Source organism: Pseudomonas sp. HAR-UPW-AIA-41 (genome assembly GCF_002304225.1).
Taxonomy (GTDB): Bacteria; Pseudomonadota; Gammaproteobacteria; order Pseudomonadales; family Pseudomonadaceae; genus Aquipseudomonas.
On record NZ_NSLB01000003.1, the window covers coordinates 20,425 to 46,679 of the forward strand.

Genomic DNA, 26,255 nt, shown 5'->3' on the forward strand with positions numbered 1-26,255 from the left:
ATGCAGCATGAAACCCACAGCCATGGCATGAACATGGCCGCCCTCGGGCGTGACAAGCAGGACCTCAACCTGGCCAACGAGAGCACCTGCCTCGACGTGCCCGGCCTGTCCCTGTACTACGGCGACAAGCAGGCGCTGTTCGACGTCAAGATGAGCATTCCGCGTCAGCGCGTGACCGCCTTCATCGGCCCGTCGGGCTGCGGCAAGTCGACCCTGCTGCGTTGCTTCAACCGCATGAACGATCTGGTTGATGGCTGCCGCGTGGAAGGTGAAATCCTCCTCGACGGGCAGAACATCTACCGCAAGGGTGAGGACGTGGCCGAGCTGCGTCGCCGCGTCGGCATGGTGTTCCAGAAGCCCAACCCGTTCCCCAAGAGCATCTACGAGAACGTGGCCTATGGCCTGCGCATCCAGGGCATCAACCAGAAGCGCGTGCTCGACGAAGCGGTTGAGCAGTCTCTGCGTGGCGCGGCCCTGTGGGATGAGGTCAAGGACCGTCTCGACGAGTCGGCTCTGGGCTTGTCCGGTGGCCAGCAGCAGCGTCTGGTGATTGCCCGTACCATCGCCGTGCAGCCGGAAGTGCTTCTGCTCGACGAACCGTGCTCGGCGCTGGACCCGATCTCGACCCTCAAGGTCGAAGAGCTGATCTATGAACTGAAATCCAAGTTCACCATCGTCATCGTGACCCACAACATGCAACAGGCGGCGCGCGTCTCCGACTACACCGCGTTCATGTACATGGGCAAACTGATCGAGTTCGGTGACACCGATACGCTGTTCACCAACCCGGCGAAGAAGCAGACCGAGGACTACATCACCGGTCGCTACGGCTAACCGGCCATGGCAAATCGCGCTGCGCGTTGTCGGCGGCGCTTGCCGTACTCGTCTGTACTGTCTGCGCGCCGCCTCCTAGCTCAGCACGATTTTCCAAGGGCCGGTAAAGGCTATTAAGAACCTCATCCAGATTCGCAAGGGCTCGACCATGATCAATAAAGACAACCTCTCCCAGCACATCTCCCAACAGTTCAACGCCGAGCTGGAGGAGGTGCGCAGCCACCTGCTGGCCATGGGCGGCCTGGTCGAGAAGCAGGTCAACGATGCCGTCACCGCGCTGATCGAGGCCGACTCCGGGCTGGCTCAGCAGGTCCGCCTGATCGACGATCAGATCAACCAGATGGAAAGCAGCATCGACGAGGAGTGCATCCGCATCCTCGCCCGTCGCCAGCCGGCCGCCTCCGACCTGCGCCTGATCATCAGCATCAGCAAGTCGGTGATCGACCTGGAGCGCATCGGTGACGAGGCCTCGAAGATCGCCAAACGCGCCCTCGACCTGTGCGAAGACGGCGAAGCCCCGCGTGGCTACGTCGAGGTTCGCCACATCGGCGAGCAGGTGCGCAAGATGGTGCAGGAGGCACTGGATGCCTTCGCCCGCTTCGACGCCGACCTGGCGCTGTCCGTGGCGCAGTACGACAAGCAGGTCGACCGCGAGTACAAGAGTGCCCTGCGCGAGCTGGTCACCTACATGATGGAAGACCCGCGCTCGATCGGTCGCGTACTCAGTGTGATCTGGGTGCTGCGCTCGCTGGAGCGTATCGGCGACCACGCGCGCAACATCGCCGAGCTGGTGATCTACCTGGTGCGCGGTACCGATGTCCGCCACATGGGTCTCAAGCGCATGGAGCAGGAAGTGAAGGGCGACGACGTCTAATCAGGCTTCAGCTCTTCTGCCAACGCCCGGCCTGTGCCGGGCGTTGTGCTTTCTACGGTTTGGGTTTGCCACAGACTGGGGGTTGGCGACTATGCTTAAGCCATTCCCTGAGGAGTGGGCAATGGCCAAAGTCAGTGTGCTGGTGGTGGATGACGCGACGTTCATCCGCGACCTGGTGAAGAAAGGTTTGCGTGACAATTTCCCCGGTATCCAGATCGAGGAGGCCGTTAATGGGCGCAAGGCCCAGCAACTGCTGGGGCGCCAGGCTGTTGACCTGATTTTGTGTGACTGGGAAATGCCCGAGATGTCCGGGCTGGAGTTGCTCACCTGGTGCCGCGCCGAGGAGGCACACAAGATCACCCCGTTCATCATGGTGACCAGCCGGGGCGACAAGGAAAACGTGGTGCAGGCCATTCAGGCCGGGGTATCCGACTACATCGGCAAACCTTTTTCCACCGAACAGCTGGTCACCAAGGTGAAGAAGGCGCTGCACCGAGCTGGCAAGCTGCAGGCTTTGATGAGCAGCGCCGCGCCGAAGATGCTCGGTAGTGGCGCTTTCGCCAATGACTCGCTGTCAGCCCTGACCGGCGGCAATGCCGAGGTGGTCAAACCCGCGGCAAAAGCTGCGGCGGCACCGGCTGCCGCGACTGCCAAACCGGCTCCAGCGGCCAAGCCGCCTAGCGCCGCTACTGGTGGGCGTGGCCAAGGCCAGTTACGTCTGCCCAATGGCAGCATGGATTGTGTGATCAAGGCACTGAGTCTCAAGGAGGCGCTGCTGGTGATCAAGCGCGGCGAGCCCCTGCCGCAGGTGCTGGAAAGCGCGGTGCTGGACCTGGAGCAGGGCGAGGCCGCCGAGACCGCACGTCTCAACGGCTACCTGCATGCGGTGGCGGCGTTGGAGCCCAAGCCCGACAGCGAATGGCTGCAAGTCACCTTCAAGTTCGTCGACCGCGACCCGCAGAAGCTCGACTACCTGTCGCGTCTGATTGCCCGCGGCAGCGCGCAGAAGCACTTTGTACCCGGTGCCTGATCGTGCCCCGGCCGCTGGCAATGGCGACTCCGCCACAGCCTGGAATGTGCGCTGTCGCAACGTCGGCAGCGCGCTGCTAGTCTTGTTTGCCCGACCCCGTCACTGAAGTTCGACCGTCCGCCTATGCTGTCGCGTACCGTTGTATTCCTCGCTGCCCTGCTGCTGGCCAGTCCATCCATGGCGCTGACCATCTACAAGTATGTCGACGCCAACGGTGTGGTGACCTACAGCGACAAGGCCGTGGCGGGTGCTCAGGTGTTCGTCTTCCGTGACCGCATGATCGAGCGTCTGGACACGGTGGTGAAGCTGGAGACGGTCAGGCACGAGGGTGGCGAAACCCTCAAGGTACGCAACGACCTGTATGCCCCTGTGCAGATCGAACTGCGCCTGGACAACGTGCAGAACGCCGTCGGCGCGCCGGACCAGCCGATTCACTGGGTGCTGCCACCGCGCAGCTCGATCCGTCTGGTCAGCCTGGCCCCGGCCGACCCCGGCAAGCCCATGAGCTACAAGAGCAAACTGCGTTCGGTGCTGGGCGATCCCCGTCTGGTGCCGCTCAGCTATGCCTATCCGCTGCCCTGGCGCGGCGGGCCGTTCAAGCTGACTCAGGGCGCCAACGGCAAGTACAGCCACTTCACGCCCAAGGGCCGCTATGCTCAGGACATTGCCATGCCCGAGGGCACGCCGATTGTGGCCGCGCGTGGCGGGGTGGTGGTCAAGACCGAGAATCACCAGAGCGGGCGCGGCACCAACCCGTCCGGCAACTTTGTGCGCATCCTCCATGATGACGGCACCATGGGTGTGTACCTGCACCTGATGCGCGGTTCGGTGATGGTTCAGGAGGGTCAGCACGTGGCCGTCGGCACTCCGCTGGCACGCTCCGGCAACACCGGCAACAGCACCGGCCCGCACCTGCACTTCGTCATCCAGCGCAATGTCGGCCTGGCCCTCGAATCGATCCCGTTCGATTTCGCGCAACCGGTCGGCAGCCTGCCCAATTTCGCAGTAGCAGGTGGTGAGCCGTGAAACGGCTTCTGGGGCTTGGCCTGCTATTACTGAGCGTCAGTACCTTTATTCCAGCAGAGGCGGCTGGTGGTTGTCGTCTGCGGGTAGGCTGGGAACCCTGGAAACCCTACATCTACCAGCAGGCCGGAACATTTCACGGGCCGGAGTATGAACTGCTGGAGCGGCTCGCCGCAGAATCCGGATGTGAGCTGGAATACCTAGAGCGTCCATGGGCGCGTGCGCTGCATGAGCTGAGTCTGGGGCGGCTGGATCTGCTTTATGGTGCCAGCCGAACTGCTGAGCGTGAGGCATTCGCCCGGTTTTCATCGGCTTATCGGGTTGAGCAATTGCAGTTGGTGGTACGTTCGGGGGCGCCGGCTTTCGGTAGTTTGCGTGACTGGCTGGAGTACAGTCCGGCTCCGCGTTTCGGCCTGATTCGGGGCTTCTATTACGGGGCGAAGCTAGACCCAGTGCTGCGTGATCCGCAGCTGGCAGAGCGCCGGCTGGAGGTGCGCTCAGACCTGCAGCTGCTGCAGTTGCTCCAGACTGGACGAATCGATGCCTTCTGGGTTGAGGCCTTCGTTGCAGACGGCAAGATCGCGCAGAAGGGTGTTGAAGTGCGGGATCTTCCTGATTTGGTAGGCGAGCCGATGCACCTGATGTTTGCCCGTCATGTCCCGGACATCACGGTTGAGCGTTTTGACCAAGCTATTGTGCGCAACCTGATGCATACAGCTCAGAGGCGTCGTCTTGCTCCATCGGAACCATTGAGGTAGCTTGCGCGCCCTTCACGGCAGCGAGCGGTTGCCGTTTGTGTTCCGGAGTGTTCAGTGAGTCCCGCCGATCTCGTCATGCAAAGCTATGGCCGCTGCTGCGCCAGCCAGGGCTTTTTCGACAGCTTCTACCAGTACTTCCTCGCCAGCTCCCCGCAGGTGCGCGAGAAGTTCGCCCATACCAACATGCCGGCGCAGAAGCAGCTCCTGCGCCAGGGCATCCTCAATCTGGTCATGCATGCCCGCGGCATGCCCGACACCAAGCTGAGAGCGCTGGGGTGCAGTCATTCGCGCGAAGGGTTCGATATCCGTCCCGAACTCTATGACCTGTGGCTTGAGGCTCTGTTGCAGAGCATCGGCGAGCATGATGCGCAGTGTGATGCGCAGACACGTCTGGCCTGGCGGGAAGTGCTCGGCAGAGGCATCGCGGTGATCAAGTCGCACTACTGATGGTCGCCTGGCGAGCTTTTCCGGGCTAAAGCCCTATACAATGCGCGCCTTTTTAGCCAGCAGAGATACCGTCCATGAGCACCCTGCCACCCTGCCCGAAGTGCAACTCCGAGTACACCTACGAAGACGGCTCCATGCTGGTCTGCCCGGAGTGCGCCCATGAGTGGTCGGCTACGGCTGCTGCCGACAGCGCCGCCGAAGGCGACAAGGTGATCAAGGACTCGGTCGGTAACGTGCTGCAGGATGGTGACACCATCACCGTGATCAAGGACCTCAAGGTCAAAGGCAGCTCGCTGGTGGTGAAGGTCGGCACCAAGGTGAAAAACATCCGCCTGTGCGATGGCGATCACGACATCGATTGCAAAATCGACGGCATTGGCGCCATGAAGCTCAAGTCCGAGTTTGTTCGCAAAGTCTGATCGACACCTACCGGGCCGGGCAGGCTCTGCCGGTATTGGCTACCCTCCATTAGGCATCGTGAGCTGGTGGAGGTGGTCATGCACAAGCTGTGGGCAATCGTACTGCTGTTATTGGCGATGCCGCTGGCGGCAGAAGAGTGGCGCGTGGTGGGCGACGAGCAGTTTGCCCCCTACAGCTACGTCGGACAGGACGACGATACGCCCCGCGGTCTGGATGTTGAACTGGTCCGCGCGGTGCTCGACGAAACCGGCCAGCCCTACAACCTGCGTTTGTACCCCTGGGCGCGGGTCAAACAGATGCTTGAGCGAGGTGAGGTCGACATGGCCTTCCAGTTCGCTGGCACGCCTGAGCGCCAGGCCCAGTACGAATTGGTTGGCCCGCTGCGCAGTGGTTCCACGGTCTTCATGACGTCAAACCGGGTGGTGCTGCAGGATTGGCGCAGTCTCGACGATCTGTCGCCTTATGTGATCGGCCAGGTGCGTGGCTATGCCTACGAGGCCACTTTCGACAAGGCTGATCTGGCTCGTGACAGCAGCGCCAGCAACCCTCGCCAACTGGTTTCCATGCTCTTGGCCAAGCGTATCGACATCATCGTCGGTGACCGTGAGCAATTGCTCTACTTCGTTCGTGAGCAGCGTGCTGAGGCAGAGGTTCGGATATTGCCCACCCCCTTGGTCGAGATGCCCCGTTACGTGGCTTTTGCCAAAGGTGACAAGCACCGTGCAGAGCGCTTTGCCAAGGCGCTGGAAAAGCTCCGTGCGGATGGTCGTTTGCAGGCGCTGCTAGAGCGCTGGACTCACTGAAACCTCAGCGTGGCGTAGAGTTGGCGGCCCAGTGAGCGACCAGATCAGGCACTTCACTGTCATCATCCAACTCGGCTAGCTGCGCACTGTCCACCAGTGCCCGCACCTGTGGGTCAGCCATGTTGAGGCCTAGTGCACCGTCGGGCAGGCAGGCGGTGATGCGATAGGGTTGCGAGTCCGAGTCAACGCAGATTTTCGCCAGGTCCAGAAAGCGCGGTGGACAGGGCTGCCCCTCCGAGTCGATCAATACGGCCACCTTGGGACGCAGCTGTAGCCTCGGATGCTTCTCCAGAATCACGCCTACTTCACCCGTGTGTAGCTCGACCAGCGTGCCGACCGGGAAGATTCCCATCCATTCGATAAAGCGCATCACCAGCTCGGCATCGAACTGCGTATCGCGCTCATCCATCAGCACCTTGAATGCATCTTTCACGCTGCGCGCGCGGTCATAGACGCGGTGACTGGTAATGGCATCGAAGCAGTCGATGACACTGATGATGCGGGTGAAGTAAGGAATCTGATCGGCGTTCAGGCGCTGCGGATAGCCTTCGCCATCGAGACGCTCGTGATGACCCAGCGCGGTCTGGCTGACAATGGCTGCCAGGTCCTGGTGTTGGCGAAGCAGCTCAAATCCCAGATGGGCATGCGATTTGATGTGCTCAAACTCCTCCTGGGTCAATTTGTCCGGCTTGTTGAGGATGTTCTGATCGACACGAATCTTGCCGACGTCATGCAACAGTCCGCACAGACCAAGCTGTTCCAGTGCGGCGCGACCGAGCCCCAGGTGATGGCCAAAACCCATGGCCATGATCGACACGGCAATACAGTGCTGGCTGGTGTACTCGTCCTGTGACTTGATGCGCGTCAGCCAGAGCAGGGCGCTTTCGTTGCGCAGCAGGCTGTCGAAGTTCTCGCGGACCACCTCGCGGCAGGCTGGCAGGTCGATCTGGTGACCCTGCAGGATGGAGCTGAACACATGATCGATCAGGCGGGTGCTGGCCTGTTGGCAATGACGTGCCTGTTGCAGTTCATGAGACAGGGGCTTGCGTCTGTGGCTGCTGGTCGGGGCGTGTTCAGGGCTTACCTGTACCTGCTGCAGTTCGTCGATGAACACATACTGACAGCAGGCCTGAACGGCCTGGATATCGTCGACCGTAAGCAGAGGAAAGCCTTGGAATAGGAAGGGGGTTTCTCGCCACGGGCGATCCACCTCACAGACATACATGCCAATTTTCAGCTGCCAGGCGTCCAGCCGGCGGCGGGTCAATCGCGTGCCTTTGGGCATACAGCGCTACTCCGGCCCTTCTCGATGCTGTGCCTCAGTGTAGCTGTTGATGGCAGCGTGAGGCTCAGGGCGCGGCAGTCACTACTGCGTTATCCGGGAAGTTCTGCAGGTAGGCGGCCAGACCTGCGATGTCCTCATCGGAGAAGTTGGCAGCGATCGACATCATTACCGAGCCGGCGCGGCTTGGGTCTTTGTCGCGGAAGCGGGTCAGCGCCTTGCGCAGGTATTCCGCAGGTTGTCCGGCCAGACGCGGAGTGTTTTCGCGTCCCTCGGCCTGCTGACCGTGGCAGGCGACGCAGATGGTCTTGAACTTCACTTCGCCCTGCTGGGCGAGGGCACTGTCCACCTGCTCGGTGTGCGGCAGCACCTTCTGCTGGCCGAAGTAGATGGCGATATTGACCCGGTCCTCGGTGGTCAGGGTCGGCGCCAGTTTGGACATGACGAAATCGGTTCGCTCGCCGCTGGCGAATTTCTCGAAGGCATTGAACAGGTAGATCGGGTTCTGCTGAGCGAGATTAGGAATGTGCGGGCGCTTGCTGTTGCCGTTGACGCCATGGCAGTTGCCACAGAAGCGAATACGTTCCTGGCCGGCAGCATAGGCCTGCTCACGCAGTGCCGGGTCGGCATTGAGCTGGGTGAAGCGCAGCAGGGCTTCCTCGTTGGCCTGGGCCAGGCCCGCCAGGCTGGCGAGCAGTAGCAGGGAAATCAGTCGCATGGCAGAGATCCTTTCCTCGGTTCGCCGTGGGGCGAGGGAATAGGCGGCGACTATAGAGGGACCAATTGCCGCAGATGCTGGCACAGATCAAGCAAAATGCAGGTTATTTCGTGGCGCTCATCGGGTAGGCGTGCAGCATGATCGCTTCGGCCAGCTGCAGGTCGCTGTAGTGGCGGCTGTTCGGGCGCTCGCGCAGCACACGTAGAGCCGCTTCCAGTCCCGCGCCGCGGATGGCCCCCTGACTGGCCACGAAGCTGGCTGCATCTTCGCCAGCAGCGTGGATCAGCTTGTCTTCGCGGCTGCTGGCACTGCCCTCGCTGGTGAAGCTGGGCGCCTCATAGGTGAACAGGAACGTGACCAGGCTGACGTACAGCGTCATGTACGGCGGATCATCGGGCAGGGGAAAGGCGTCATAGTCCTGCACCTGGGCACGGGCGACTGAGAAGGCCCCGCAAGTCAGCAGCAGGAAAAGTAGGCAGCGCAGGGGCATGGACGGTCCTTGTCATGATGAGCCGGTGCATCCTAGCCCAGTACCTGCCTGGCCGACAGCGTGCCCGCGCCGTGCTGTGTGGCAGTGCTCATGCTTGCGGGGCTGCGGGTTTGCATCAATGCTTGTTGTGTCTATGTGGAGGACTGCTGCTTGCTCGCTCGCCTGCTGTTGTTGTCGTGCCTTTTGCTCAGCAGCCTCTGCTGTCGTGCGGCTGCGCTTGAGCTACGCGAAGGGCAGGGACCGCTGCGTCTGGCTGGTCAGCTCGAATACCTGATTCCGCAGCAGCCGCTCGACGTCAGCGACGTAGCGCGGGCGACCGGCTGGCGCAGTGGGCAGGGATCGGCGTTGAATCTGGGGCGCCAGGCCGGTCCGGTCTGGGTGCGTCTGGCGTTGTTCAACGCCAGCCAGACGGATGACTGGCAGTTGGAGGTGGACTGGCCGGTGCTCGATCGCGTCGAGCTGCGTCTGTATGACCCGCAGCGCCAGCAGTGGGGGGCGCCTATGGTGGCAGGCGATCACTTGCCGCTGTCGCAGTGGCCGTTGCCCGCACGTCAGCCGACTTTTCCTCTGCAGTTGCCGGCACAGGAGCTGCGCTGGGTCTACCTGCAAGTGCAGAGCTCGGAAAGTCTTCTTTTGCCAATACAGCTGCTCAGTGCCCGGGACCGTGCGCAACAGGAGTTGCAGCAGAGCATTCTGCTGGCCCTGTTCTTTGGCGCCATGCTCGCCATCCTGTTGTACAACGCCAGCCTCTACCTGTTCACCCGTAAGCCCGATTACATCTGGTACAACCTCTACCTGATAGGTGTGGTGGTCTACGAGCTCTGTCTGAGCGGGTTTGGTCCGTTCTACCTGTGGCCGGAGCTGGGACGGACTGGCGGGCTGATCTATGCAGGGTCGGCGATCTGGAGCTTCCTCGCAGCGACCCTGTTCATCCGCACTTTCCTGCGCATCCCCCGTTACGGTGGCTGGCCGCTTTGGTTCAGTAACGGTCTGCTGGCTTACTGGGGGCTGGCTCTGATTGTGGTGTTGATCAACCCGCGCTGGCTGTCCGTCATGGGCCTCAATCTGATGGCCCTGCTGAGTTGCCTGCTGGGGCTGGCGATTGGCTTCAGCCTGTGGCGCCGGGGTAACCAGTCCGCCCCCTTGTTCATGCTGGCCTGGTTGTCGCTGATCGTCTTCACCTTCATTCATGTAGCGGCGATCGAGGGGCTCTTGCCGGTCAATATCCTGACTCTGCGTATCCAGACGCTGGGCTTTTTCACCGAGTTCATCCTCCTCTCGGTGGCGCTGGCCGATCGCATCAACCGCGAGCGTGCCGCACGTATCGAGGCTCAGCAGGCCTTGCTGGAAGAGCGCGAGAGCAGCCTGGCGGCGCAGCGGGGGATCAACGAGGAACTCGATCGCCGTGTGCACGAGCGCACGGAGGCGTTGCAGCAGGCCCGCGAGGAACTGGAGGAGGCCAATGCCGAGTTGCTGCGTCTCAGCTTTACCGACAGCCTCACGCGGCTATCCAACCGGCGTCATGTCGAGGCTCAGCTGGCGCTGCTTGATGGGGGGCACCTGTCGGTGCTGATGCTTGATATCGACTACTTCAAGCGAATCAACGACAGCTATGGCCATCCCTTCGGTGACCGCTGTATCGCTGCCGTTGGCGAGGTTCTGCGTGATCAGGTGCGGCGCAATGGCGACCTCGCTGCCCGCTATGGCGGTGAAGAGTTCATCGTGCTGCTGCGTGGCTGCCCTCTGGAGGCGGCGCTGATGATTGCCGAACGCATACGCGGGCAAGTGGAGCACTTGGTGCTGGAGTTCGAGGGGCAGCCAGTGCCCCTGACCATCAGCTTGGGTGTCGCTCACGGGCGTGGCGACCAGGACCGCATCCGCGAACTGATTGCTGCCGCCGATGCGGCGCTGTACCAGGCCAAGCAGGAAGGGCGCAATCGGGTGGCCGTGGCTGGATAACGGCGAGGCTCAGTCCCAGATGAATGTATCGGGCCAGGGGTTGGTCTGGATGTCCAGCAGGTAGCCATCAGCGGTACGTTGGCGAAGCTGTTCGGCATTACCGACCTGGCGACCGTTGCCCGCGTGGCGGCTCGGTTCCTTGAGCTGTGGGGTGAACAGCCATTGTCCCGGCTGGTCCTGGCGGATGCGAGTGCCGGCGGCATGCTGCCATTCGCCCAAGATCAGCGGACGTGCCAGGGTTGCATTCCAGGCAAGCAGCTCACCTTCGTTGTTCAGGCTCATTTCCAGGCTGCGCAGCAGTAAGCCATTGAGGTTGAGCTCGCTGTTCTCGGCTGCGCGCAGTCGCCAGCCGAAGCGCTCGCGTTCGACCAGGCTGCCGGCGGGCCAGTCCAGTCCGACGCGCTGGTTGCCAGCAGCCAGCCGGCAGTGCTTCCAGCGCCATTGGCTGGGCTGGTACTGCGCCTCGATCTCGCGGGCGAATTCGGCCCATTCGCCAGCGGCACATCGCCAGCCTTCAAGCCACTGCTCGCCGGCCAGGCGCACGCGGCTGAAGTAATGGCTGGGCGGCAGGTCGAGCGCGTCTATGCTCAGACCCAGCACCCTGATGGGCTCACTCAACTCGGCTTCCTTGACGCTTTGCAGGCCGTGGGCCTGTGGCTGCTCCTGCCAGTCCAGTGGCTCCAGCGTGTTGAGCGTCACCCGGCTGCCTGCCGGCAGGGTCAGCTCGCCCAGTGTCAGTGGTTCGCTCAGGATCGGATGCAGCGCCGCCTGACGGGCGCTTTGCTCAGCCTCGATCTGCCTGAGTTCATGCTGGATCAGCAGGCCGGGGAGCGTCAGCAAGAGCAGTAACAGACTGAAGATTGCGGCGCGCCATGGATGCTGGCGCCAGTAGTGACGGGGTCGTGGCCACGCAAGGCTGAGCAGCAGGCCGGCGAATGCGGTCAGTGCGAGCCAGGCCAGCAGAACCAGTAATGAAACCAGCAACAGACCGGTGGGGTTAGGAACAGGAATCATCGCGCGCGTCCATGGCAGGATGGCCGCCAGTATGCCGCAGTCAGTGGTCAGGCGATGTGCGGCATGGCGCCATTCCGGTCATTCGGAGTGGCGTTGCCAATGTGCCAGCAGGTCTGGCACTTCCTCTTCGTCGTCCAGGCTGGCCAGCTCGCGGTTATCCAGCAGCGCCTGCACCTGCGGGTCGCACATGCTCAGGCCGAGAGCGCCATCGGGCAGGCAGGCGGTGATGCGGTAGGGCTGGGATTGCTCGTCCGTGCAGATCTTCGACAGATCCAGAAAGCGCGGCGAGCAGCGCTTCCCGTCGCGGTCGATGAGTACAGCCACTTTGGGGCGCAGCTGCAGCTTGGGATGCTTTTCCAGCACCAGCCCGACCTCACCAGTGTGCAACTCCACCAGCGTGCCCACCGGGAAGATGCCCAGCCATTCGATGAAGCGCATCACCAGTTCGGCGTCGAAGTGCGTCTCCCGGCAGTCCATCAGTACCTTGAAGGCATCCTTGACCGTCCGCGCGCGATCGTAGACGCGATTGCTGGTGATCGCGTCGAAGCAGTCGATGATGCTGATGATGCGGGTGAAATAGGGGATTTGCGTGGCTTCCAGGCCCCGGGGATAGCCCAGGCCATCCAGCCGTTCGTGATGCCCGTGAGCAACGTCCACGGCAATCGAGGGCAGATCACGGTGACTCAGCAGCAGCTTGTAGCCCAGGGAGGCATGCTGCTTGATGTGTTCGAACTCTTCGGCGGTCAGCTTGCCGGGTTTGTTCAGCACCTGCGGGTCGATCTTGATCTTGCCTACATCGTGGAGCAGGCCGCTGATCCCCAGTTGCTCCAGACCGGCATTGGCCACGCCAAGGTGATGGCCAAAGCCCATGGCCATGATCGATACCGACAGGCAGTGCTGGCTCGTGTATTCGTCCTGACTTTTCATGCGTGTCAGCCAGAGCATGGCGCTTTCGTTGCGCAGCAGGCTTTGCAGGTTCTCGCTGACCACCTCCCGGCAGGCCGCTGTATTGATGCCCCGCCCTAGCTGAACATCGAAGAACACATCCTTGATCAGTGCCGAGCTTTTCTCGCGGTTGCGCCGTGCCTGCTGCATTTCCCGTGACAGCGGCGCGCGCTTGTGCGAGTCCGTCGCCCCCAGCCCTGCAACCTCCGGTTTGAGGCTGACCTTGACGCGCTGGAACTCGTCGATGAACACATACTGGCAGCAGTCCTGCACCGCGCGGATGTCCTGCACGGTCAGCAGCGGAAAGCCCTGAAACAGAAACGGCGTTTCCCGCCACGGGCGGTCCACCTCGCAGACGTACATGCCGATTTCCAGCTGGGACACATCCACTTGGCGGCGTTTCAGGCGGGTGGTTTCGTACATGGGGCGGTCCGGCGGTGGGGTTGCTCTGGTTGTAGTGAGAATAGAAGCGCAGAGAGCAGAGCGCTTCAGTTCAGCCCGTGCCGCTGCAGAATCGCCCGGTAAGTGCCGTCCGCGCGCATGGCGGCCAGCTCGCGGTTGAAGTCGGCGATTATCTGCACATGCTGCGGATGGCTGCGGCGCACCAGAATATGCACCGGTGTGTCCGCCAGCGGGGTGGGCAGGAAGTCCAGCGCTTCACGCACCTGGGTGGGTTCCTTGCCCAGCAGGTACTGCGCCACCAGTTCGTCTTCCAGCGTGAGCTCGACCCGCCCGGCGGCAACCATATTGGCGGCCCGCGGGAAGTCGGTGACTTCGTGCTTGTGCAGCCTAGTGTCGTTGTCGAAAGCCGGCGCATAGGTATAGCCCCGGCCCACGGCAATGCGGTACGGGTACAGGTCGCTGATCTGCGCGAAGTAAATGCCGCCGCCCCGGCGCTGCAGAAAGCGGATGCGGTTGCTCAGGTAGGTGTCCGAGAAAATCCCGTAGGCTTCGCGATCGGCGCTGTACCAGGCCGTCAGCACCACATCGTAGTTGCCCTGCTGAACGCCCTTGATCACCCGCGCCCAGGGCACCTCGATGTATTCGCTGCGGTAGCCGGCACGGCTCAGGGCCGTGCTGACCAGATCGGTGGCCAGGCCGTTGCCGGGCAGGCTGCGGTCGGTAAAGGGTGGCCAGTTGTTGGCGGCCAGACGCAGGGGCTCTGCTGCCCCGGCGGTCGCGGCCAGCAGCAGGGCTAACAGCAGAGGGGCCGTTCTGGTCAGGCGGTGCATGCTGTGCAGCTGACCGCCTAGCGCCCTGATCAGGCGCTGCGCCACAGTACGGACAGCCTTCATTGCGGCTCCTTGCCAGACTAACGGCTTCCCTGAACTAAAGCAGATGCTATCGCCCGGCGTGGTGAGGAAAGACGGGCGGTGTGATCAGAGTGGGCGGACCATCAGCTGGTGGGGCATGCCCCAGGCCTCGAAGGTTTCCAGTGCGGTCCAGCCGCGCCTGGCGTAGTAGTCGGCGCGGTCCTGGGTGTGCAGGTACAGACGCGTGTGGCCGAGGGCGCGGGCCTCGGCGCAGACTTCTTCGATCAGCCGCTCGGCCAGCCCCTGTCCGCGTACCTCGGGGCGCACGTACACACAGGCCAGCCAGGGGCTCAGCTCGGGGCGCTGCGGCAGATCGTCCTTTGCCAGACCGGCGCAGCCAAGCGGTTCGCCGTCCTGCAGGGCCACCCGCATCAACCAGTCGCCATTGTGCTGGCCGGCAGTGAACTCGGCCTGCCAGTCCTCCAGCGGCTGCTGGCTGAACTCGTAGGGAAACTGCCGGTACAGCCAGCCGGCGAGGGTGGCGCAGTGCTCGGGGTGGTGGCTGAGCCAGTCGGTGGTAAGCATGTAAGGTCCTGTTCGGTGGCGGCCTGCACGGCTGGGCATGATAGACATAGGGCTCCTCTGGCGTCTCCGGCTCCCCGACAGGCACTGGTCGTTGAGCCGGCTTGCGTATAAGGTCGGGCCAACCCCATCAGCAAGGAATGCCACGATGAGTGACAGCGAATCCCTCGTCAGTTGCGGTGAGCATGGTGAACGCAATGCCTGCTTCGTCTGTTGTCATCTCAAGGAGGGTGAGGCCCTGGGCTTCAATCTTGGCTACGACCCCGAGGCCCCGGACGAGCTGTATCCGGCCGCCTGGTGTGATGCCTGCGAAGTGCTTCTGGAGCAAGAGGGCGAATGGACCGACCGGGCTCAGACCGAGGCCGATATCCAGCTGGTCTGCAGCGCCTGCTACGAGCTGATCCGGGCACGTAACTGGCGACAGGACGACGAGGTGCTGGTCGAACTGATCAGCAGCAGCTTCGCCTACCTGCAGGCGCAGCAGGAACGTTTCATGGCCGATTACTGCATCGGCAGTCATGAGCGCTGGGACTGGGATCAGAACAGCGGCACGCTGCTGTTCTCAAATGCCGGGCTGCCTGTCGTGGAGTGCCATGTCGACTTCGTGGGCAGCTTTTCGAGCCGCTCCGACAGCTGGCGCTGGGCCTGGGCCAACGACTCCTTCGTCGAGCCGATCAAGGCGCGCAGCCGCGAGGTCCGCGCGCTGGGTGAGGAGCTGGGGCTGCTGTCATTGGCCTGCGCCCAGTGGCCTGGCGACCCGGTGGACGGCTGGGAAATGACCGCCGTGATGGCCCGGCAACTCAACGCCATCGGCGCCTACCGGGTGCCCAGTGAGGCGGGCTTTCTCTACATGACCGTGCGGGATGCCCGCTGGGTCCGGCCCACGGAGTGAAGGGAGTCTACTGAGACTCCAGCAACGACGGACTCTCTGTTGCCGGGTCGGAGGCGCCGGTGTGCTGCTTGTACAGCCGGTCTATTGTGCCGTCGGCCAGCATCTCGCCGATGGTCTGGTCGAAGGCGCGGCGCAGGGACTCTCCGTGCGCCTTGTTGAACACCACGCCCAGCTCGGTGGTGTCGAGGAATGGTTGCAGTATGCGCACCTGAGCGCGCTGCAGCGCGCTCCAGTAATCGCACACGATGAAGTTCACCCGGCCATGCTCCAGCAGGGTATAGAGCTGGTCCTCATCCTTGGTCTGTACCGCTGTCCAGTTGGCCTTGGCCAGCAGGTTGGGCGTGTAGATATAGCCGCGCACCGTGCCCACGCGCTGGCCTTGCAGCAGGTCCAGCGACAGCGATTGCTGTGGCGCATCCTGACGAACGCAGATGCCAAAGATGGCGCTGTTGAAGTGCACCTGACTCTGGCTGAAGGCCGGATTGCGGTTGGGGAAGAACTCGTCGGTGGCGGCGCTGTAGCTGCCATCTTCGACATTCTTGAGGCAGCGAGACCACGGCAGCTCGCGCATTTCCACAGAGCGGTTCAGCCGGCGAAAGGCCTCATGGATCACATCGTGGGTGATGCCACCAACTACCCGCCCATCCTCCACCTCGATAAACCCCGGCCAGGCAGCGCTGCAGATACGCAGAGGCTCGTCCGACTCCCCCGCGTGCGTCAGCGGGGTGATCAGGCTCCACAGCAGGAGGGTCAGCCAGGTCGTGCGAAGGGTGTTCATCGGTCTGCAGATTCACTTCAAGGGCCACGGGAACATCCCGCGCTCCTCAGAACCATAGCAAACCACGCCCGGCGCAACCTGCCGAAGTGGCTCAGGCGACGCCGTGCAGCTGGCTGACCAGCAGAAACAGCAGCAGACCCAGTGGGCCGAACATCAGCGTCAGCAGGTAGCACGGCACCATCCACAGGTGGCTGATGCCCTGCAGCGCGCCCTGCTGCTGGATGTACAGCCCGGCCAGCAGGTCGAAGGCGAGGATATGAATCCACGCCGCCAGCACGGCCTTGGGATTGCTGAACAGGGCCAGCACGCCGCGCAGACTGAAGAAGCCCGGCTTGCCCATGCTGCGGTCGCCCCGGCTGGTCAGCGCCTGCACCAGCCCGGCGCCGTACAGCACGCACAGCAGCACCACCGCCACGCCCAGCACCACCTTGGGCCCCATGGCCCAGCCGGGTAGCACCAGCAGAATGCTCCAGCCGCCGAGCGCGACCAGGCTGGAGAGTTGGAACAGGCGTTTCTGGCTGAGCGCCGGCATGGGGTGTGTCCTCGTTGGGTGGGTATGAGTGTTGTAGCGGATGGCCGCCCGGTTGCGCCGCCATCAGTGAGGTGGTGAATGGCGGGTGATTACTCTTGCCGGGGCCCGGCGGCCTCTGTGTTTTCAGGCCGGGGCTGGCCGGGTGATCAGGATTGGCCGGGGCGACGGCTCTGGTCTGCGCGTTGGCACTGGTTTGAGACGGGCGTTCCGGGTAAGGTCGGGACTTTCTTTTGTGGCTCAGGGATGAGGCATGGGCAGTGCTCTGATGGTTGGGGATGGCGGCGCGGACCTCGGGGTCTGCTCGGCGCGCTTTCCTCGGCATTTGGCGATTGATTGCGCCTTGCACGGCGCGTCACTTTCTCTTGTCTGGCCAAGAGAAAGTAACCAAAGAGAAGGCCACCCCGACATCCGGGTTTCGCTGCGCGAAACTCCCCTCCCTCCGGTGCCGCTCCGGGGGCCGGCTTACAAGGGCCGTCGTGGCCCTTTAAGCCTCGCTCGACATCCCTGTCTCGCGTCCCCCTCCACAACACCTGCGCTCGGCCTTCTGACGGGGAGTTTGGTGCGTCCATACCTCTCCTATTCGGCTCTGCGTCTAGTAGTTACAGTATTTTTAAGTTCAAAGCACGTCCTTGCAGGCCCGGATAACGGGACGGCGAAAAAGCATGGCTTCGAAATTAAATGAGGCCAGTCCACGATTATCCCAAGCGGGGTGGCTCCGGTTGCGATTGTATTTAATTAATATTGAGTGATTCTATGGTTTATAAAGAAATTTCAGAGATTGCTCCAATAAGGCAAGGTGACGTAATCGTAAGTAATGGCGATGGCGGTGTTTGTACTTATGGGCTTATTATAACTGCTGATTGTGATATAGCTCGAGAGAAGCACAAAAATCACTTTACTTGGGTTGAGTTGGTTTCGGTGTATGAGTACATAAGTTCGATATGGGCGTTTGAAGAGGTTGCCAAGAGAAAAGACAAGCCTATAAAAGTCTTGCTTGAGTATGTAAACGGAAAACTTAAAGGGCAAGGGTATGCAGAGGTGTCCGCAAAAAGGCTTGTAGATTGGATAGTTGAGGTGGGGGTTGAGTTATTTGTGGATAGGGTGCTAGGTGGTGTATGCCCTCCGGATATTCGCAATAAGATGGAGGCAGTACACATAGCATGCAGTAATGACCCTTTGTCAGCTATTGATCGATTGCGGTTGTTCTGCGATAAGACTCAAGTGGACTTCTCTGGTGTTCTCGATAGAGCCAAAAAAGATTTGACAGGGGGCGATGGCGGTTTCCCCGACTTCTTTTTCCTGCCAAAGTTGCCGGGCGCGCTAAGTGGCGGTGCTGTGGCACTGTTGAGGAACATATATTCAATACAAAACCAAGAGATTTATGTTAGTGAGTCACAGGCTCGAATCAGCAATCAATCGAAGTGTTTTTATAGGGTGTGTCGTCTAGAGGATAGAGTTAAATATTCAATAACACAGAAGATAGCCTTTTTGTTCTCAAGGATTGGCATGAGCCCAGAATTTGAATGTCTTGCATCAGAAGCAGCAAGTCTAGCGATTGAGTTTAAGTAGGGGAAGAGAATGGATATCAAAGCTTTAGTTGTTGAGCAGGGAGCGCTTTCTATATTGGACTCTGCCATGATTGATGATGACTGGTTCAATAACTATGAGCTTCCACCGGGGATTGCTGAGCTAAGACGAATTCAGATTGGAGAGTGTGTTTATATATTAAGTGATGGTGCGGATGAGAATAGCGGGCTTCTAGTTGTAAAGTCTGGTGATGGGGGGGTGTTTGGCTCAGGTATTGGACGTAGTCAAATATTTGAAAGGGTGATTCGCGTCGCGCTTCGTCAATTTGACAGGGGGATTTCTATACCTGTTCAATGGCAAGCGTTTAATGATGGTGCATTAATAAGTGTATATGCAACAAACATATCAAGAAAAAGCAATGTAAGGATAAGCTTCGATAGATCTCCTGATGAGTCTGATAATATTTATGCGTACACAGTAACAGATGGGCCAAGATCTCTTAGGGATATTCCGGCAGACTATGATGCTTACAGGTTCGCAGTAGATAAATATATTGATGCACTGCTAGCTGAGTCGGTTGCACCTCCTGCGGCAAACGCTGGGAATTATGGGATAGTTTTAAGTAAGCCGCTAGGCAGTTATGTGGCTAATCCAGGGCTTTATAAGGATTGGGTTGAAAGACTCCTGACTGATGAGCAACTTAGATTTGTTAACAGCAATACGGATGCGCCTATTCGCTTGAGAGGAGCGGCGGGCACAGGTAAAACACAAGCGATGGTCATCAAGTGTCTTAAAGAACTTTACGATGACGCAGATCAGGGAGGGGATAAAACGTTCCTATTTTTGACGCATAGTTCGGCATTGGCACATGAGGTTGTGAGGGGGATGTTATATGCCCTTGATCCGAGTGGCCGGTGGAGTGAGTTGAAAAACTCAAATGGCGATAATAAGTTAGTGATAGGAACGCTTTACGAAATTGCCCAAGATAAGCTTGGATATCAAGATAAGGGGCTAAGGCCTATAGCTACGGATGGGATAGAGGGGCGGGAGCTCCAAAGGATTATAATTCAAGAATTATTAGAGCTCGCGGTTAATGACCCTTATATTAATATCGAGCTTTTAAGCAGCTGTCCTGAGTTGAGGTCTAGGCTTTTAGATGAAAAGCAACGTCCAGCTTTGACTGAGGAGATAGTGAACGAGTTTGCCTGTGTACTAGATCCTGAAAATATTAGGAAGGGCACTAAAGAGGCCGCCGCTTATATAGAATCCGCCAGAGATAGATGGCAAATGCAATTAGTTGGTAAAAATGAAAGGCGAGTGATACTTGAGATCTATGAGAGTTATAGAAACAGGCTCAGAAAGGAGAATTTCTTTAGCCTGGATCAGATGATTGTTGATTTTTGTCGATACTTGAATACTTATGAGTGGGATCAGCTTAGGGATAGGGATGGGTTTGATCAAATATATGTTGATGAATATCATTATTTTACAAAAATTGAGGCAATGACTTTCCAGTCTCTGTTCAAGAGATGCTCATGTGTAGATGGTCGCTGGCCAATAATTATGGCCTACGACTTGAAGCAAAGTGTAACGGATTCAGCTATTTCAGGTGGCTTGGGTAGGTTTGTTAATCCGGGTGTTGGTGCCTCTATTGCTATGGATTTGAACACGGTGTTTAGGTACACGCCACAAATAGCAAATTTCTTGGCTGCAATTGACGGAGCATTTCCTGCGATGGACCTAGAGGGCGAATTCAGCAATTACGCCGCTACGTCAGCTATAGATGATGGGCCTCTGCCAGTGCATAAGCTTTATCGTACCGATACAGATTTGATTGATGATGTATTTGATAAGGCACAGAGAGCTGCTGCAGGATCTCCAGAAGGTGGGCGCCAAGTTGCAGTATTGTGTCTCAATCCGGAGATGTATGAGAAGTATCTAGAGGTTGGGAGAATTAAAAAATACTACACTCCTATAAATTCAAGGGAAGACATGAAGGAACTTAGGTATGCTAAGAAAAAATGCATATTTAGTATTCCTGAGTATGTTGCGGGTTTGCAGTTTGAGAGTGTTTTTTTACTTCATGCTGATGAGGTTGATATGTCTAGTGAGTATATTGGTGAGGGTGCTAAGAGAAGATATATATCCCGTTTTTACGTAGGGGCAAGCCGAGCAATTAAGAATCTTTATATTTCTAGCTCCAGTGAGCGTGGTGGGGCCGGGAATATTCTCAATGCACCATTTTCAAATGGATCCCTAGAAAGAATTGAATAGGGCATATATGTACTTATAAAAACAAAAAGGCCCGTCATTCGACGGGCCTTTTGTTTAACGCTCAGGCGCACTTCTCGCCTCAGGCCATCGCCACAGCCTCTTTCCTCCGCTCAGACTTTTTTGCCTGATACGCCCTCGCCGCATCATGGAACGCCTGCAACAGCGCGTTGTACTGCGCGTTCTCCCAGTAGCGGTATTCGGGATGCCACTGCACCCCCATGGCAAACGCCTTGGCGCCTTTCACGCTGACCGCCTCGATCTGCCCGTCCTCACACACAGCCTCCACCTGCAGGCCCTCGCCCAGTCGGTCGATGCCCTGACCGTGCAGCGAGTTCACCTTCATCTCGCTGGCGCCGATGATGCGCTGCAGCAGGCCACCCTCGGTCAGCTTCACGGTATGAATCGGGCCGTAGGCCACGTCGTCCGGCACGTCCTTCACCTCTCGGTGATCGAGGCGGCCTTCGACGTTGTGTACTTCGCGGTGCAGGGTGCCGCCGTGCAGGACGTTGAGTTCCTGCACGCCACGGCAGATGCCGAGGAAGGGGATGCCACGGTCGATGCAGGCGCGCATCAGGCGCAGTACGGTGGCGTCGCGGGGTTTGTCCGCCAGGCCGAGACCGGGATGCTCGTCGCCGTAGAAGCTGGGGTGCACGTTGGACAGCGAGCCGCCGAACATGATGCCGGAGACGCTGTCGAGCACGGTGTCCATGTCCAGGTCATCGCCAAAGGCCGGGATCATCAGCGGGAAGGCGCCGTAGCCGGTGACGGACTGGATGTATTTCTCGCCCACCAGGTGGAACCAGCCGATGTCGCGGTCAGTCAGCTGCCAGCGGCACAGGGGGAGACCAATCATGGGTTTGTTCATTGCAGGGAAGTCCTCTTCTGTTGATTGAAGTGGGCTGCCCTTGGGAGAGCGGGCTTGCCGGTCACGTTGGCCGTGAACCCGCTCACCCAAGGGGTGCCGTAACCGGTGGAACCGGGTCACTGCACCAACGCCGCGCCCGCGCGGCTGGTTTACTGCGTACATCGGTTTTGCTGGGCCACAGGCGCCGGTACAAAACCGCTTGATGCACAAAGGGCTGATCCTGCGATCAGCCCTCTGGTTTTCAGCTTAGCCGTTGCTCGGGAAGGCGAACTGCGCGGCCTCGTGGGAGGCGCGCTGCGGCCAGCGCTGGGTGATGGTCTTGCGCTTGGTGTAGAAGCGCACGCCGTCCGGGCCGTAGGCATGCAGGTCGCCGAACAGCGAGCGCTTCCAGCCGCCGAAGCTGTGGTAGCTGACCGGTACCGGCAGCGGTACGTTGACGCCGACCATGCCCACTTCGATTTCGTCGCAGAACAGGCGGGCGGCTTCGCCGTCACGGGTGAACAGGCAGGTGCCGTTGCCGTATTCGTGGTCGTTGATCAGCTTCATGGCCTGTTCCAGGCTGCCGACGCGGACGATGCACAGCACCGGGCCGAAGATTTCTTCGCGGTAGATGGTCATGTCCGGGGTGACCTGATCGAACAGGGTGCCGCCGACGAAGAAGCCGGATTCACAGCCCGGTACGACCAGCGAGCGACCATCGACCACCAGCTTGGCGCCTTGCTCGACGCCGGCGTCGATGTAGCCTTTGACCTTGTCGCGTGCCGCGCCGGTTACCAGCGGGCCCATGTCGAGGCCGCAGGAGGTGCCGGCGCCGACTTTCAGGGCCTGGATTTTCGGTACCAGTTTTTCCACAAGGGCATCAGCTACGTGGTCACCCACGGCGACGACCACGGAGATGGCCATGCAGCGCTCGCCGCAGGAGCCGTAGGCAGCACCCATCAGGGCGTTGACGGTGTTGTCTAGGTCGGCGTCCGGCAGAACCACGGCGTGGTTCTTGGCGCCACCGAGGGCCTGCACGCGCTTACCGCGACGGTTGGCTTCGGTGTAGATGTATTCGGCGATCGGGGTGGAGCCGACGAAGCTGATGGCTTTGACTTCGGGGGCTTCGATCAGGGCGTCCACGGCGGCCTTGTCACCGTTGATGACGTTGAGCACGCCCTTGGGCAGGCCGGCTTCGTGCAGCAGTTCGGCGATGTACAGGGTGGAGCTCGGGTCGCGCTCGGACGGCTTGAGGATGAAGCAGTTGCCGCAGACGATGGCCAGCGGGTACATCCACAGCGGCACCATGGCCGGGAAGTTGAACGGGGTGATGCCGGCAACCACGCCCAGCGGCTGATGGTCGGACCAGCTGTCGATGTTCGGGCCGACGTTGCGGTTGTATTCGCCTTTCAGCAGTTCCGGCGCGCCACAGGCGTACTCGACGTTTTCGATGCCGCGCTGCAGTTCGCCCACGGCGTCTTCGAGGGTCTTGCCGTGCTCTTCGCTGATCATCGCGGCGATCTTGTCCTTGTTGGCTTCTAGCAGTTGCTTGAAGCGGAACATGACCTGGGCGCGCTTGGCCGGCGGGGTGTTGCGCCAGGCCGGGAAGGCGGCCTTGGCGGAGTCGATGGCGAGCTGGATGGTGGCGGCGTCGGCCAGTTCGACCTGGCGGATGGCCTCACCCATGGACGGGTTGAAGACCGGGGTGGTGCGGCCGCTGCGGAAAACGATTTCGCCGTTGATCAGGTGGGCGATGGTGCTCATGGTGTTATCTCTCAATGTGAATTCGGTTCAGACCCTGCTCCCGGCGGGAACAGGGTGGCAGCGGATCAGTCGAGGGTGTTCAGCACGTCGCCGACGGCATTGAACAGGCTGTCGAGCTGCTCGGGCTTGGTGTTGAAGGTCGGGCCGAACTGCAGGGTGTCGCCGCCGAAGCGCACGTAGAAACCGGCCTTCCACAGTTTGATGCCGGCCTCGAACGGGCGGATTACCGGGTCGCCGTCACGCGGGGTCAGCTGCAGGGCACCGGCCAGACCGCAGTTGCGGATGTCGACCACGTGCTTGCTGCCTTTGAGGCTGTGCAGTTTTTCCTCGAACACCGGCGCCAGGGCGGCGGACTGCTCGATCAGGTTGTCGCGGGCCAGCAGCTCCAGGGTCGCCAGGCCGGCGGCGCAGGCAACCGGGTGGCCGGAGTAGGTGTAGCCGTGGCCGAACTCGACCATGTGCTCCGGAGTCGGCTGCTGCATGAAGGTGTTGTAGATCTCGCTGGAGGCGATCACTGCGCCCAGCGGGATGGCACCGTTGGTGACCTGCTTGGCGGTGTTCATGATGTCCGGGGTCACGCCGAAGTATTCGGCACCGGTCCATTTACCCATGCGCCCAAACGCCGTGATCACTTCGTCGAAGATCAGCAGGATGTTGTGCTGGGTGCAGATCTCGCGCAGGCGCTGCAGGTAGCCCTTGGGCGGCACGATCACACCGGCGGAACCGGACATCGGCTCGACGATCACGGCGGCGATGTTGGACGCATCATGCAGTTCGATCAGCTTGAGCAGCTCGTTGGCCAGCTCCACGCCACCGGTTTCGGCCATGCCCTTGGTGAAGGCCAGGTGTGGCTGCAGGGTGTGCGGCAGGTGGTCGGCGTCCATCATCTGGCCGAACATCTTGCGGTTGCCGCCGATGCCGCCGAGGCTGGTGCCGGCGATGTTCACGCCGTGGTAGCCACGGGCACGGCCGATGAACTTGGTCTTGCTCGGCTGGCCCTTCAGGCGCCAGTAGGCACGCGCCATCTTCACGGCGGTGTCGGCGCACTCGGAGCCCGAACCGGTGTAGAACACGTGGTCGAGGCCGGCCGGGGTCAGCTCGGTGATCTTCTCGGCCAGCAGGTAGGACAGCGGGTGGCCGTACTGGAAGCCCGGAGCGTAGTCGAGGGTGCCCAGCTGGCGGGCGACCGCTTCCTGAATCTCGGTGCGGTTGTGGCCGGCGCCACAGGTCCACAGGCCCGACAGGCTGTCGAACACGCGACGGCCCTTGTCGTCGATGAAGTAGTTGCCTTCGGCCCCGACAATGATGCGCGGATCGCGCTTGAAGTTGCGGTTGGCGGAGAACGGCATCCAGTGAGCGTCGAGCTTCAGCTGGTTGGCAAGGGACGGGGCAGTTTCAGGCAGGGTCATGGCTCTTATCTCGCACAGGCGATGTGTTCTGCATGGGACGGCCGGGCCGTTCCACGGGTTGCAGCTAAGTTGCCAGAGGCCTAAAGTCTGGAAAATCCGACTTTTCCAATCTTAAGTTTCGATTTCATCAAACTAAGCGAGCCGCCATGAGCACCCGCAGAACCGATCCGCTGGCCCAGGTCAGCGACTTTGAAATCCGCCTGCTGCGTATCTTCCGCAGCGTGGTCGAGTGCGGTGGCTTCTCCGCCGCCGAGAGCGTGCTTGGCATCGGCCGCTCGGCCATCAGCCTGCACATGAGCGATCTGGAACAGCGCCTCGGTCTGCGCCTGTGCCAGCGCGGTCGCGCCGGTTTCGCCCTGACTGAGGAAGGCCGCGAGGTGTATCAGTCGACCCTGCAGCTGCTGGGCGCCATCGAGAGCTTCCGCAGCGAGGTCAACGGCCTGCACCGCAACCTGCGCGGCGAGCTGAACATCGGCCTGACCGACAACCTGGTGACGGTACCGCACATGCGCATCACCAACGCCCTGGCCCAGCTCAAGCAGCAGGGGCCGGATGTGCAGATCAATATCCGCATGACCCCGCCGGGCGAGGTGGAGCAGGGCGTGCTCGGCGGCAGCCTGCACGTGGGCGTGGTGCCGCAGGTGGGCGCGCTCTCCGGGCTGGAGTATCAGAGCCTGTACAGCGAGCGTTCGCTGCTCTACTGCGCGGTGGGGCATCCGCTGTTCTATGCCGCCGACGACAGCCTGGACGACGCGCGCTTGGATGCGCAGGACGCCATCTCCCCGACCTTCCGCCTGCCGGCCGAGGTTCAGGCGCACTACCAGCGGCTCAATTGCACGGCCAGTGCCAGCGACCGCGAGGGCGTGGCCTTCCTGCTGCTGACCGGGCGTTACATCGGCTATCTGGCGGATCACTACGCCGAAGCCTGGGTCACCCAGGGCCGCCTGCGTGCCCTGAAGCCGACTCAGCGCTTCTATGACGTGAACATGGCCGCCGTGACCCGCAAGGGTCGCCGGCCCAATCTGGTGCTGGAGGCGTTTCTCGAGGCACTGGGCAGTAGCCGCTGATGGCGCTGCGATCGTCGGGAAAACAGCCTTAAGAACGGCTTACTTTCTCTGGTGCGTATCGCCATCCACGGTCCCTGAGCGAGGGGAGAGTCACTGATGTTGAATTACTGGATCGGCATGGCCGCCATCTGCGCCTTCGCCATGGCCGGGGTGCTGGCCGCCGGGCGGCGTGGGATGGACATCATCGCGCTGCTGTTCATGGGTGTGATCACCGCTGTGGGCGGCGGCACCCTGCGTGACCTGCTGATGGGCGTGCCGGTGTTCTGGACGCTGGACTTCAACTACGTCTGGGTGGCCAGCGGCGCCTCCATGCTGGCATTTGCAATGGCCCGCCAGCTGCGCGATGAAACGGTGTGGTCGGCGATTCTCTATCTGGACGCCTTCGGCATCGCCCTGTTCGGCGTGCAGTCCATCGACAAGGCGCTGGCCCATGGTTTTGCCGCGCCGGTGGCCATCGTCATGGCGACCATCACCGGCATCGGGGGCGGGCTGATTCGCGACGTGCTGGCGCAACGGGAAAACCTGCTGGCCAGCCGCGAGATCTACGCCACCACCATCATCACCGGTGGCATTCTCTACACCTACCTGCTGGCCCGCGACGGCGAATCCCTCGGCGCCAGCCTGTGCGGCGTGGCCTTCACCTTCGCCTTCCGCGGCCTGGCCATCCACTTCGGCTGGCAGATGCCGAAGTGGCTGACACTAAGGCATTAGCAGTCCGCTGGCGTAAATGGTGTCA

The 26,255-nt window shown here is 60.7% G+C and carries 26 protein-coding genes; 14 read left to right on the forward strand and 12 right to left on the reverse strand.

Translation table 11 applies throughout. From position 1 onward, the window contains the following. From pstB to CK486_RS07320, 8 genes are all read left to right on the forward strand, one after another. Positions 1 to 834 (forward strand): phosphate ABC transporter ATP-binding protein PstB, encoded by an 834-nt coding sequence (pstB, locus tag CK486_RS07285; RefSeq protein WP_095939641.1) that lies wholly within the window; start codon positions 1 to 3, stop codon positions 832 to 834. Between the two features lie 148 nt (positions 835 to 982). After that, positions 983 to 1,708: a phosphate signaling complex protein PhoU gene (phoU, locus tag CK486_RS07290; protein WP_095939642.1), complete on the forward strand. Its 726-nt coding sequence runs from the start codon at positions 983 to 985 to the stop codon at positions 1,706 to 1,708. A gap of 121 nt (positions 1,709 to 1,829) precedes the next feature. Next, complete coding sequence (locus tag CK486_RS07295; protein ID WP_095939643.1) at positions 1,830 to 2,738, forward strand: response regulator; 909 nt, start codon at positions 1,830 to 1,832, stop codon at positions 2,736 to 2,738. Between the two features lie 123 nt (positions 2,739 to 2,861). After that, positions 2,862 to 3,764 (forward strand): M23 family metallopeptidase, encoded by a 903-nt coding sequence (locus tag CK486_RS07300; protein WP_095939644.1) that lies wholly within the window; start codon positions 2,862 to 2,864, stop codon positions 3,762 to 3,764. Then, the gene (locus CK486_RS07305) at positions 3,761 to 4,519 is read left to right on the forward strand and encodes an ABC transporter substrate-binding protein (RefSeq protein ID WP_095939645.1); all 759 of its coding nucleotides are present in this window, start codon (positions 3,761 to 3,763) and stop codon (positions 4,517 to 4,519) included. The genes CK486_RS07300 and CK486_RS07305 overlap by 4 nt, the downstream gene beginning before the upstream one ends. A 54-nt stretch (positions 4,520 to 4,573) precedes the next feature. Continuing rightward, entirely contained in the window at positions 4,574 to 4,966 is a 393-nt protein-coding gene (locus CK486_RS07310) for a globin (RefSeq protein WP_095939646.1), read from the forward strand. 74 nt (positions 4,967 to 5,040) lie between these two features. After that, complete coding sequence (locus tag CK486_RS07315) at positions 5,041 to 5,385, forward strand: zinc ribbon domain-containing protein YjdM (protein WP_095939647.1); 345 nt, start codon at positions 5,041 to 5,043, stop codon at positions 5,383 to 5,385. A gap of 78 nt (positions 5,386 to 5,463) precedes the next feature. Then, entirely contained in the window at positions 5,464 to 6,189 is a 726-nt protein-coding gene (locus CK486_RS07320) for an ABC transporter substrate-binding protein (RefSeq protein ID WP_095939648.1), read from the forward strand. 4 nt (positions 6,190 to 6,193) lie between these two features. Here the strand turns inward: CK486_RS07320 and CK486_RS07325 are convergent, their stop codons facing one another. The 3 genes from CK486_RS07325 to CK486_RS07335 all read right to left on the reverse strand — a co-directional run bounded on the left by CK486_RS07325 (position 6,194) and on the right by CK486_RS07335 (position 8,679). Next, positions 6,194 to 7,474, reverse strand: coding sequence for an HD-GYP domain-containing protein (locus CK486_RS07325; protein WP_095939649.1), 1,281 nt, complete (start codon positions 7,472 to 7,474; stop codon positions 6,194 to 6,196). A 64-nt stretch (positions 7,475 to 7,538) separates the two neighbouring features. Next, complete coding sequence (locus tag CK486_RS07330) at positions 7,539 to 8,189, reverse strand: c-type cytochrome (RefSeq protein ID WP_095939650.1); 651 nt, start codon at positions 8,187 to 8,189, stop codon at positions 7,539 to 7,541. Positions 8,190 to 8,292: 103 nt separating this feature from the next. Continuing rightward, positions 8,293 to 8,679 carry a DUF2388 domain-containing protein gene (locus CK486_RS07335; RefSeq protein WP_256574379.1) on the reverse strand — a complete coding sequence of 129 codons (387 nt, stop codon included), beginning with the start codon at positions 8,677 to 8,679 and terminating at the stop codon, positions 8,293 to 8,295. Positions 8,680 to 8,829: 150 nt separating this feature from the next. On the opposite strand from CK486_RS07335, the gene CK486_RS07340 reads away from it, so the two are divergent. Further along, positions 8,830 to 10,638: a diguanylate cyclase gene (locus tag CK486_RS07340; protein WP_176481666.1), complete on the forward strand. Its 1,809-nt coding sequence runs from the start codon at positions 8,830 to 8,832 to the stop codon at positions 10,636 to 10,638. A 9-nt stretch (positions 10,639 to 10,647) separates the two neighbouring features. Here CK486_RS07340 and CK486_RS07345 read toward each other — a convergent pair whose 3' ends face one another. From CK486_RS07345 to CK486_RS07360, 4 genes are all read right to left on the reverse strand, one after another. After that, on the reverse strand, positions 10,648 to 11,652 hold the full coding sequence (locus CK486_RS07345; RefSeq protein ID WP_095939652.1) for a hypothetical protein: 1,005 nt from the start codon (positions 11,650 to 11,652) through the stop codon (positions 10,648 to 10,650). 78 nt (positions 11,653 to 11,730) lie between these two features. Continuing rightward, complete coding sequence (locus CK486_RS07350) at positions 11,731 to 13,020, reverse strand: HD-GYP domain-containing protein (protein ID WP_095939653.1); 1,290 nt, start codon at positions 13,018 to 13,020, stop codon at positions 11,731 to 11,733. Positions 13,021 to 13,085: 65 nt separating this feature from the next. Beyond that, positions 13,086 to 13,829: an ABC transporter substrate-binding protein gene (locus CK486_RS07355; RefSeq protein ID WP_095939991.1), complete on the reverse strand. Its 744-nt coding sequence runs from the start codon at positions 13,827 to 13,829 to the stop codon at positions 13,086 to 13,088. Between the two features lie 147 nt (positions 13,830 to 13,976). Further along, positions 13,977 to 14,435: a GNAT family N-acetyltransferase gene (locus tag CK486_RS07360; RefSeq protein WP_095939654.1), complete on the reverse strand. Its 459-nt coding sequence runs from the start codon at positions 14,433 to 14,435 to the stop codon at positions 13,977 to 13,979. A gap of 145 nt (positions 14,436 to 14,580) precedes the next feature. Here CK486_RS07360 and CK486_RS07365 point away from each other — a divergent pair, with 145 nt between their 5' ends. Further along, positions 14,581 to 15,324, forward strand: a complete 744-nt coding sequence (locus CK486_RS07365) for a DUF6882 domain-containing protein (protein ID WP_095939655.1) — start codon at positions 14,581 to 14,583, stop codon at positions 15,322 to 15,324. A 7-nt stretch (positions 15,325 to 15,331) separates the two neighbouring features. On the opposite strand, the gene CK486_RS07370 is transcribed toward CK486_RS07365, so the two are convergent. After that, on the reverse strand, positions 15,332 to 16,102 hold the full coding sequence (locus CK486_RS07370) for an ABC transporter substrate-binding protein (protein WP_095939656.1): 771 nt from the start codon (positions 16,100 to 16,102) through the stop codon (positions 15,332 to 15,334). 91 nt (positions 16,103 to 16,193) lie between these two features. Next, positions 16,194 to 16,634, reverse strand: coding sequence for an abscisic acid-deficient protein Aba4 family protein (locus tag CK486_RS07375; protein ID WP_095939657.1), 441 nt, complete (start codon positions 16,632 to 16,634; stop codon positions 16,194 to 16,196). Between the two features lie 753 nt (positions 16,635 to 17,387). Between CK486_RS07375 and CK486_RS07380 the strand changes: the two genes are divergently transcribed. Together CK486_RS07380 and CK486_RS07385 are read left to right on the forward strand one after the other, a co-directional pair. Beyond that, positions 17,388 to 18,203 carry a hypothetical protein gene (locus tag CK486_RS07380; protein WP_095939658.1) on the forward strand — a complete coding sequence of 272 codons (816 nt, stop codon included), beginning with the start codon at positions 17,388 to 17,390 and terminating at the stop codon, positions 18,201 to 18,203. A gap of 9 nt (positions 18,204 to 18,212) precedes the next feature. Next, a complete protein-coding gene (locus tag CK486_RS07385) occupies positions 18,213 to 20,435 on the forward strand; it encodes a UvrD-helicase domain-containing protein (RefSeq protein ID WP_095939659.1) in 2,223 nt (740 codons plus the stop codon). A gap of 79 nt (positions 20,436 to 20,514) precedes the next feature. Here the strand turns inward: CK486_RS07385 and CK486_RS07390 are convergent, their stop codons facing one another. The 3 genes from CK486_RS07390 to CK486_RS07400 form a co-directional block, all read right to left on the reverse strand. Then, a complete protein-coding gene (locus CK486_RS07390; RefSeq protein WP_256574380.1) occupies positions 20,515 to 21,288 on the reverse strand; it encodes a gamma-glutamyl-gamma-aminobutyrate hydrolase family protein in 774 nt (257 codons plus the stop codon). Between the two features lie 258 nt (positions 21,289 to 21,546). Beyond that, positions 21,547 to 23,043 (reverse strand): CoA-acylating methylmalonate-semialdehyde dehydrogenase, encoded by a 1,497-nt coding sequence (locus CK486_RS07395; RefSeq protein WP_095939661.1) that lies wholly within the window; start codon positions 23,041 to 23,043, stop codon positions 21,547 to 21,549. A 65-nt stretch (positions 23,044 to 23,108) separates the two neighbouring features. Continuing rightward, positions 23,109 to 24,452, reverse strand: a complete 1,344-nt coding sequence (locus CK486_RS07400) for an aspartate aminotransferase family protein (RefSeq protein ID WP_095939662.1) — start codon at positions 24,450 to 24,452, stop codon at positions 23,109 to 23,111. 146 nt (positions 24,453 to 24,598) lie between these two features. Between CK486_RS07400 and CK486_RS07405 the strand changes: the two genes are divergently transcribed. Next, positions 24,599 to 25,519, forward strand: coding sequence for a LysR family transcriptional regulator (locus CK486_RS07405; RefSeq protein WP_095939663.1), 921 nt, complete (start codon positions 24,599 to 24,601; stop codon positions 25,517 to 25,519). Between the two features lie 96 nt (positions 25,520 to 25,615). After that, entirely contained in the window at positions 25,616 to 26,230 is a 615-nt protein-coding gene (locus CK486_RS07410; protein ID WP_095939664.1) for a trimeric intracellular cation channel family protein, read from the forward strand. Positions 26,231 to 26,255: the final 25 nt, after the last annotated feature.

What these genes read in the sequence shown, in the direction of transcription:
- CK486_RS07320 (WP_095939648.1), top strand. Translation starts at nt 5,464, where the DNA reads ATGCACAAGCTGTGGGCAATCGTACTGCTGTTATTGGCGATGCCGCTG.
- CK486_RS07390 (WP_256574380.1), bottom strand. Translation starts at nt 21,288, where the DNA reads ATGATTGGTCTCCCCCTGTGCCGCTGGCAGCTGACTGACCGCGACATC.
- CK486_RS07370 (WP_095939656.1), bottom strand. Translation starts at nt 16,102, where the DNA reads ATGAACACCCTTCGCACGACCTGGCTGACCCTCCTGCTGTGGAGCCTG.
- CK486_RS07315 (WP_095939647.1), top strand. Translation starts at nt 5,041, where the DNA reads ATGAGCACCCTGCCACCCTGCCCGAAGTGCAACTCCGAGTACACCTAC.
- CK486_RS07410 (WP_095939664.1), top strand. Translation starts at nt 25,616, where the DNA reads ATGTTGAATTACTGGATCGGCATGGCCGCCATCTGCGCCTTCGCCATG.
- CK486_RS07360 (WP_095939654.1), bottom strand. Translation starts at nt 14,435, where the DNA reads ATGCTTACCACCGACTGGCTCAGCCACCACCCCGAGCACTGCGCCACC.
- CK486_RS07325 (WP_095939649.1), bottom strand. Translation starts at nt 7,474, where the DNA reads ATGCCCAAAGGCACGCGATTGACCCGCCGCCGGCTGGACGCCTGGCAG.
- phoU (WP_095939642.1), top strand. Translation starts at nt 983, where the DNA reads ATGATCAATAAAGACAACCTCTCCCAGCACATCTCCCAACAGTTCAAC.
- CK486_RS07335 (WP_256574379.1), bottom strand. Translation starts at nt 8,679, where the DNA reads ATGCCCCTGCGCTGCCTACTTTTCCTGCTGCTGACTTGCGGGGCCTTC.
- pstB (WP_095939641.1), top strand. Translation starts at nt 1, where the DNA reads ATGCAGCATGAAACCCACAGCCATGGCATGAACATGGCCGCCCTCGGG.
- CK486_RS07330 (WP_095939650.1), bottom strand. Translation starts at nt 8,189, where the DNA reads ATGCGACTGATTTCCCTGCTACTGCTCGCCAGCCTGGCGGGCCTGGCC.
- CK486_RS07405 (WP_095939663.1), top strand. Translation starts at nt 24,599, where the DNA reads ATGAGCACCCGCAGAACCGATCCGCTGGCCCAGGTCAGCGACTTTGAA.
- CK486_RS07400 (WP_095939662.1), bottom strand. Translation starts at nt 24,452, where the DNA reads ATGACCCTGCCTGAAACTGCCCCGTCCCTTGCCAACCAGCTGAAGCTC.
- CK486_RS07295 (WP_095939643.1), top strand. Translation starts at nt 1,830, where the DNA reads ATGGCCAAAGTCAGTGTGCTGGTGGTGGATGACGCGACGTTCATCCGC.
- CK486_RS07385 (WP_095939659.1), top strand. Translation starts at nt 18,213, where the DNA reads ATGGATATCAAAGCTTTAGTTGTTGAGCAGGGAGCGCTTTCTATATTG.
- CK486_RS07380 (WP_095939658.1), top strand. Translation starts at nt 17,388, where the DNA reads ATGGTTTATAAAGAAATTTCAGAGATTGCTCCAATAAGGCAAGGTGAC.
- CK486_RS07350 (WP_095939653.1), bottom strand. Translation starts at nt 13,020, where the DNA reads ATGTACGAAACCACCCGCCTGAAACGCCGCCAAGTGGATGTGTCCCAG.
- CK486_RS07345 (WP_095939652.1), bottom strand. Translation starts at nt 11,652, where the DNA reads ATGATTCCTGTTCCTAACCCCACCGGTCTGTTGCTGGTTTCATTACTG.
- CK486_RS07365 (WP_095939655.1), top strand. Translation starts at nt 14,581, where the DNA reads ATGAGTGACAGCGAATCCCTCGTCAGTTGCGGTGAGCATGGTGAACGC.
- CK486_RS07395 (WP_095939661.1), bottom strand. Translation starts at nt 23,043, where the DNA reads ATGAGCACCATCGCCCACCTGATCAACGGCGAAATCGTTTTCCGCAGC.
- CK486_RS07355 (WP_095939991.1), bottom strand. Translation starts at nt 13,829, where the DNA reads ATGCACCGCCTGACCAGAACGGCCCCTCTGCTGTTAGCCCTGCTGCTG.
- CK486_RS07375 (WP_095939657.1), bottom strand. Translation starts at nt 16,634, where the DNA reads ATGCCGGCGCTCAGCCAGAAACGCCTGTTCCAACTCTCCAGCCTGGTC.
- CK486_RS07300 (WP_095939644.1), top strand. Translation starts at nt 2,862, where the DNA reads ATGCTGTCGCGTACCGTTGTATTCCTCGCTGCCCTGCTGCTGGCCAGT.